Raw genomic sequence first — 7,226 nt, 5'->3', positions numbered from 1 at the left:
CCCACAATGCCGACGGCCGCAGTCTGCGGCCGAAAGGGTGGGGCATAGGGGAGGGCCGCGTCGCTCAATAGGCGTTTTCCGTGTTGAGCAGGCGGAAGGGCGTGAGCACGAGGATCTTCAGGTCCAGCCAGAGCGACCAGTTCTCGATGTAGTAGAGGTCGAACTCCGTGCGGAAGCGGATCTTGTCGTCGTGGTCGATCTCGCCGCGCCAGCCGTTGATCTGCGCCCAGCCGGTCACGCCGGGCTTGACGCGGTGGCGGGCGAAGTAGCCCTCCACGACATCGACATATTTGCGGTCGTGCGACTGGGCCTGGATGGCGTGCGGGCGCGGGCCGACGAGGGAAAGCTCGCCCTTCAGCACGTTGAAGATCTGCGGCAGTTCGTCGATCGAGGACTTGCGGATGAAGCGGCCGACCGGGGTCACGCGCGGATCACCCTTCGTCACGGCGGCGCGTGCCGTCGGGTCGGAGAGATGCGTGTACATCGAGCGGAACTTGTAGACCTCGATGATCTCGTTGTTGAAGCCGTGACGCTTCTGCTTGAAGAGAACAGGGCCGGGCGACGAGAGTTTTACGGCAAGCGCCGCGCCCAGGAACACCGGCCAGAGCAGCAGCAGTGCCACGACGGAGAAGAAGATGTCGAAGATGCGTTTGGCGACATTGTCCCAGTCGGCGATCGGCTTGTCGAAAATATCGAGCATCGGCAGGCTGCCGACCTGCGAATAGCTGCGCGGACGGAAGCGCAGGCCCTTGGCGTGGGCGGCAAGGCGGATGTCGACGGGCAGCACCCAGAGTTTCTTGAGGAGCTGCAGGATGCGCGCCTCGGCCGATAGCGGCAGCGAGATGATCAGCATGTCGATGCGCGCGAGACGGGCGAATTCGACGAGTTCGGCGACGTTGCCGAGCTTGGGGTAGCCGGCGATGATGGAGGGCGAGCGGCGTTCGTCGCGGTCGTCGAAGATGCCGCAGATGCGGATGTCGTTTTCCGGCTGGTGTTCCAGCGTGCGGATGAGTTCTTTGGCGGGCTCGCCGCCGCCGACGATCACGGCGCGGCGCTCCATCGTGCCGTTTCTGGCCCATCGGCGGATCGAATAGGCGATGATCTGGCGCTCGATGAGCAGATAGACCGCGCCGGCGGCGAACCACGAGGCAAACCAGACGCGGGAATATTCTTCGCCTGATTTGAAGAAGAAGACGACCAGCGCCATCGCGCCGAAGGCGGCGGCCCAGGCGGCGAGGATGCGCGGCGTCATGCGCCAGGGCGAGCGCAGCGCCGGCACCTGATAGGCGTCGGCCAGTTGCAGCAGGAACACGCCGACGGCCGAGCCGCCGAACATCACCGACAGGTAGAAGATCGTGACGCCATGGCTCCCGGCGCTGACATAAAGAAGATGGATGGCATAGCCGACAGCGAGGAGCGCGCCGAATTCGAGCAGGCGCAGCAAGCCGATGATCATGCTTGGCGAATAGGTGTCGGCGCGGAATTGCAGCGCTATCTTCTGGGCGAGCGGGTTCAGCTCGACGGTCTTGCCGCCATCATAGTCCGTCGAGACGCCGCTGGCTGCGATCGTCCGGATTTCGGAAGCCTTCCGCCTCAGTTCTTCGGGATCGAAGGAGTCGGGTTTGTCGACATGGTTCATGGCACGCACCTGTGGGAGCTCTGTACCGGAGATAGCACGAAGCCCCTAAGAAACGTTTACGTGGCGTAAGGCCGGGCGTTCAGGAAGCGTACCGTTTTCCGCCAGACTGGCCCGCGAGGATGTCGCGGTAGAGATCGAGAAGCGAGGCGGACATCACGGAGGCCGAGAACGTCTTCTTGAAGGTTTCGGGCTCCGGCATGACCTTGCCACGCCAATCCGGATCGTTGATCGCTTGCGTCATCACCTTAGCAAGCTCCTCGGCGTCGCCGGGCTCGCAGAGCGCGATGCTATCAGGGCCGAGCACTTCGGGAATGCCGCCGACGCGGCTTGCGATGACGGGTTTCTGGGCGGCGAGCGCTTCAAGCACGATATAGGGCATGGCCTCGGCACGCGAGGGCACCACGACGTTGCGGGTGAGCGCGAAGGCATCGCGGGCGCGCATGGCCGGCATCATGGCGATGCGGCGGCCAAGCCCCCAGCGCAGCATCATGTTTTGATACTTTTCCTTATCCGGCCCGTCGCCGATCATCAGGGCGGAAAGCGGGCGGCCGACGAGGCGCTCGGTGCGGGCGAAGGCATCGACGAAGACGTCGGGTCCCTTCAGGTCGCGCAGCATGCCGATATAGAGGAAATCGACGGAATCCTCGCGCGGATGCACGATCTCGAAGTCGCGGTCGTGAATGCCGTTATAGATGCGCTCAGCGCGCACGCGCGGCCCGCCGACCTTGGCAGTGTAGGCGTCACGTTCGAAATCGCAGACGAAGACGAGCGAATCGCCGAGCTTTTCGAGCAAGCGCTCCGCCGTCAGGATCGAAAGGCCTGAGACGGTCCGGCGATCATAGTGGAGGCTGCCGCCATGCGGCGAATAGAGGCGGGCTACGCAATACCTGTTGACCCGCAGGGCTGAACCGATGAGCCGGGCAATGGCGCCGCCTTTGGCGCCGTGCCCGTGCAACACATCCGGCCGCAAACTTTTGATTTCACGATAACTGTGCCTGAAGGCCCCGACATCGCGCAGGCTCACCGCGCGGCTGATCGGCAGGCGGACGAGGCCCAACGAAAGATAGGGGCGGATCTCGTCGAACAGCGCGTCCTCGAACGAGCCGCCCGTGAGACTGTCGCAGACGATGCCAACCTCGTGACCGGCCTTGGCATGGAACTCCGCGAGATCGCGCACATGCCGAAAGATCCCGCCGATGGGCGACCGGAAACAATGAATGATGCGCAGAGGCCCATCGTCAGCCATAGGCTCAGAACAGCCGTTCGCGAACGTAGATGGTGTCGCCGGCCAGGATCGGGTCGGAGATGGAGACGCGGCCCGTGATGATCTTGCCGTTGATCTTGCGGGTCACGTCCACATCACCCTGGTTGGCGCGCGGCGAGAAACCGCCGGCAACCGCGATGGCGTTCTGAATGGTCATACCGGCGACATAGCTGTACTGCCCGGCCTGACCCACTTCGCCCATGATATAGATGGAGCGGTAGCGGTCGACCTCGATGGAAACGTCGGGGTCGCGCAGATAGCCCTGGCGCAGCTTAGCCGCGATGGCGCCTTCCAGTTCCTGGATCGTCTTGCCGCGTGCCGGCACCGCGCCGACCAGCGGGAAGGCGACGTAACCCGCCTGATCGATCGAATAGGTGTTGCTGAGGCCGGCCTGCTCGAAGACGGTGATGCGCAGCCGGTCGCCGCTGTCGAGGCGGTAGGGCTGGATGGTCGCCTCGTGGAAGGCCTTGGGGGCAGGGCGATAGCCGCTGCAGCCGGATACGGCCGGCGCAATCAGCGCCAGCGCAAGCAGCATACCCTTGTTGATCGTTGCGAACGTCATTCGCTTTCCCAATCCGGAAATCAGAACTCTGGCGTCCGTTATCGTTCCGTTAGGGTTAATGGCTGGTAAAGGATCGGGCAGGAACATCGCCGGGCAATGCGATTTTTCGTGAAAGAGACGCGACGAGGGCGGTCGACAACCAACGGTAATTAACTCTTGCGTTACCATGTTTGTTTACCGTGCGGGCAAGTCGTCGTGTTTGGAGTTGAGATATGTCGGGCGTTCACGAGAGCCAGCAGGATGTCGATATCGACCTTGGCGGTCTGTTCGGCGCGATCTGGCGCAACCGCATGCGTGTACTGCTGGCAACGGTGGCCTGCGCAGGCTTGGCCTTTGTCGGCGCAAACCTCATCACCCCCAAATACAAGAGCGAATCCCGCCTTCTCATCGAAACGCGCGAACCGGCTTTCACGACGGGCTCGGACCGCGCACAGGGCCGCGAACAGCCGGCCTTCGACGAACTCGGCATCGCCAGCCAGGTACAGCTTCTCAAGTCCGCCGATCTTATCAAGCAGGTCGCGCGCAATATGAAGCTGCATGAACTGGAGGAATTCGATGCGGCCGCCAAGCCGTCGGCGATTTCCGATGTGCTCGTGCTGCTGGGCGTGAAGAAGAACCCGCTCGAGCTGCCCCCGGAAGAGCGCGTGTTGAAGGAATTCAACGAGAAGCTCACCGTCTATCAGGTGGAGAAGTCGCGCGTCATCGCCATCGAATTCACCTCGAAGGACCCGACGCTTGCCGCCGCCATTCCCAACGAGATGGCCAAGGTCTATCTTTCGTTGCAGAGCGGCGCCAAGCTCGACACCAATTCCGAGGCCACACGCTGGCTGGAGCCCGAGATCGCCAATCTGCGCGAGAAGGTGCGCGAGGCCGAGCAGAAGGTCGCCGAATACCGCTCGCAGTCCGATCTCCTGCCGACCGGCGAAAACTCCACCTTCGCCGTGCGCCAGCTCAACGATATCTCGACGGAACTGACGCGGGTGCGCGGTGAGCGCGCGACGGCCGAAGCGCGTGCGGAAGGCGTGCGTGCCGTGCTGAAGAACGGCGGTGCGCCCGATACGCTGAGCGAAGTGGTCGGCTCGCAGATGATCCAGCGGCTGAAGGAAAGCGAGGCGCAGATCCAGGGCCAGATTTCCGACCTTTCCACGTCGCTGCTCGAAGGCCATCCGCGCCTCAAGGGCCTGCGTTCGCAGCTCGTCGGCATCCGCGCGCAGATCAAGTCTGAAACGCAAAAGATCCTGTCGAGCCTGGAAAACGAGGCGAAGACGGCGCGGCTGCGCGAGACGCAGCTGGCGCAGCAGCTCAATACGGTGAAGGCCGATACGGCGCGTGCCGGCGAAGACGAGGTGGGTCTGAAGGCGCTGGAACGCGAAGCGACGGCGCAGCGCCAGCTTCTCGAAACCTATCTGGCGCGCTACCGCGAAGCGACCTCGCGCACCGACAGCAACTCGACGCCGGCCGACGCCCGCGTCATCTCCGCTGCCGTCGAGCCGACGGAGGTCGATTTCCCCAAGGTCATTCCGATCACCATCGTCGGTGGTGTGGCCGGCTTTGCGCTGAGCGCCATTGTCATCCTGCTCGCCGAACTGTTCAGTGGTCGCGCCCTGAAACCGGTCGGCGGCGTCGCCGCCCCGTCGACGCGTCGGCGCGAGGAGGAAGAGGCGATCGAGGCCGAGCCTGTCGTGGCAGTGGCCGTGGTGGAGCCTGCCGTCCGCAAGGTGCCGGTCAGCCGCATCGATCCTGGTGCGGTCAAGGATATCCATGCGCCGGCAAAGTCCCTGCTGTCCGGTATCGAGACGGACGAGGGCGAAGAGGAGGGCGAGAGCCCGCATTCATCGCTGGTCGATGCCTTCGAAGAGGAAAGCGATTTCTCCGTGGCTGCCGTCGCGCGCCACATGATCGACAACAATATTTCCGTCGCGATCTCCGTTTCGCCCTCCGGAGACAGCGGCTCGACGGCAACCGTGATGCTCGCCCGCCGCATCGCGGAAGAGCACCGCAAGACGCTGATCATCGACCTCACCGGCTCGGCCTGCCCGACGCGCCTGATGGCGCAGTCCACCCATGTGCCCGGCATTACCGATCTTCTGGTCGGCGACGCGGCCTTCAGCGAGATCATTCACGGCGATCGCCTGTCGGATGCCCACATCATTCCGCGCGGCAATGCCAACATCAAGCGCGCCATGCGCGGCATCGACCGCCTGTCGATGGTGATCGATTCGCTGTCGGACGCCTATGACACGGTCATCGTGGAGTGCGGCCCGGCGGAAGTGGAAGGCGTGCGCCGCCTGACGCGCGGCCAGGAGACGGACATCATACTCTCCATTCCGGATGCGGACGAGGACGCGATCGTCGACCTGATCGGCGCCTTCGGCGAGGCCGGTTATACCGAGATCGTGCTGATGACCGGCGAGGAAGGCGAACCGCCGCGCTATCCGGGCCACAGGGCGGCAGCTTAGTCTGCTTCTTCGCTGCGGATGAATTCCGTCTTGCCGGAGCGGAGGCGCTGCAGGAACGCATAGACCTGCGGATTCTGCTTGATGATGCGCTTGGCGGCTGCCTTTGCACGGTGCACGGCGGCGATGGCGGTGCCGGCGATGGACGTCGGCCACAGCAGATCGTGCTGCGCCGTCTCGATCGTGCACCAGGATCGCTTGTAGGGCTGGTCGCCGATGCCGAAATCGAACAGGCGCACGTCTTCGCTGCAGAGTTTGCGGATCGCCAGATAGAACAGGAATTCACCGGGGCTGGCATCGGCGGCGATCGTATCGTCGATCGAGCCGAACTGGCAGATCACATGGTCGCCCTTGCGCGACAGGCCGGCAATCGCGACGATCCGGCCGTCGTTTTCGCCCTTGAGGCGCACGGCATGCAGCTGAAGCGGATAGTTGCCGTCAACGGTGGGCACCGCGACCAGCGCACGGAAGAAGTTGCGCGTCTCCTCGTTGCGGAACACATCCGGCAGGCCCATCGTGTCGAAGCGGGCAGCCTTCTGGCGGAAGAACACTTCGAGCAGAGCGCGGCAATCGTCGGCATTTTCCGCCACGACATGCTCGTAGCCGCCGAGCAGTTCCAGCCGGCGTTCGGAGGTGCGGAATTTCTTGCGGCGGCGCTTGGCATTGACCTGCGCCAGCGTGCGCTCGAAATCCTCGAAGAGTTCGAGCTGGAAGGCGGCGTTCTGGTTCAGCGTAGCGGGAAGGTCGGCGAAGGAATTCGTCTCGCCGCGCCAGTCGAGCGGCACCTTTTCCAGCATGAAGAGATCGAAATAGCGCGAAAACTGGCCGCGTGCCTGCTCCAGCGCCTGGCGCAGGCGCGGCGGCGCAGCGAGGAAGCGGAATTCTTCGGTATAAAGACCGGTATTGATATTGCTGAAGGCCGTGCCGAGGAAGCGCGCGGTGCGCACCGGGCCGTGACGCTTGATTTCGAGTGGGAGGATCAGATGCGTCTTGCCGCCGACAAAGCCTTCGACGATCAGAAGCTTGCAGGCATGCGTCTCAGCCCAGGCACGGCACCAGTCATAGCTCTGGTGGAGAGAAAGGGTGTTGTCGGCCTCCAGCGCGCGCCACTTGGCTTCCAGCGGCTCCATGCGGTCGTGAAGGCGCAGCGACAGGGGAACGACGGAGGGCGCGCGCCCCTCATCGGCAACGCTTCCCAAATACCGGGTTGCGAGCTCGCGCTCGGACGGCATGATCTGGAAATTGAGTTGCATCGCTCCCATGGCACGACCCTTGTCATCTGGCCAGCGGCAGCATCGCCGCACT

Annotated in this window: 5 protein-coding genes; 1 reads left to right on the top strand and 4 read right to left on the bottom strand. The window is 63.7% G+C overall.

Features of this window, described 5'->3' with window-relative positions; genetic code table 11:
* Positions 1 to 64: 64 nt before the first annotated feature.
* From ACOZK4_RS06130 to ACOZK4_RS06120, 3 genes are all read right to left on the bottom strand, one after another.
* Positions 65 to 1,639 (bottom strand): undecaprenyl-phosphate glucose phosphotransferase, encoded by a 1,575-nt coding sequence (locus ACOZK4_RS06130; protein ID WP_421591051.1) that lies wholly within the window; start codon positions 1,637 to 1,639, stop codon positions 65 to 67.
* Positions 1,640 to 1,718: 79 nt separating this feature from the next.
* Positions 1,719 to 2,885 carry a glycosyltransferase family 4 protein gene (locus tag ACOZK4_RS06125; protein ID WP_421591049.1) on the bottom strand — a complete coding sequence of 389 codons (1,167 nt, stop codon included), beginning with the start codon at positions 2,883 to 2,885 and terminating at the stop codon, positions 1,719 to 1,721.
* A gap of 4 nt (positions 2,886 to 2,889) precedes the next feature.
* Entirely contained in the window at positions 2,890 to 3,465 is a 576-nt protein-coding gene (locus ACOZK4_RS06120) for a polysaccharide biosynthesis/export family protein (protein ID WP_421591047.1), read from the bottom strand.
* 212 nt (positions 3,466 to 3,677) lie between these two features.
* Here ACOZK4_RS06120 and ACOZK4_RS06115 point away from each other — a divergent pair, with 212 nt between their 5' ends.
* Complete coding sequence (locus tag ACOZK4_RS06115; RefSeq protein ID WP_421591045.1) at positions 3,678 to 5,924, top strand: exopolysaccharide transport family protein; 2,247 nt, start codon at positions 3,678 to 3,680, stop codon at positions 5,922 to 5,924.
* Here the strand turns inward: ACOZK4_RS06115 and ACOZK4_RS06110 are convergent.
* Complete coding sequence (locus ACOZK4_RS06110) at positions 5,921 to 7,183, bottom strand: GNAT family N-acetyltransferase (RefSeq protein WP_421591044.1); 1,263 nt, start codon at positions 7,181 to 7,183, stop codon at positions 5,921 to 5,923. The genes ACOZK4_RS06115 and ACOZK4_RS06110 overlap by 4 nt on opposite strands.
* Between the last annotated feature and the right edge of the window lie 43 nt (positions 7,184 to 7,226).

This window comes from Shinella sp. M27 (assembly GCF_049199905.1).
Classification (GTDB): Bacteria; Pseudomonadota; Alphaproteobacteria; order Rhizobiales; family Rhizobiaceae; genus Shinella.
This window is presented reverse-complemented; position numbering and strand designations above follow the sequence as displayed.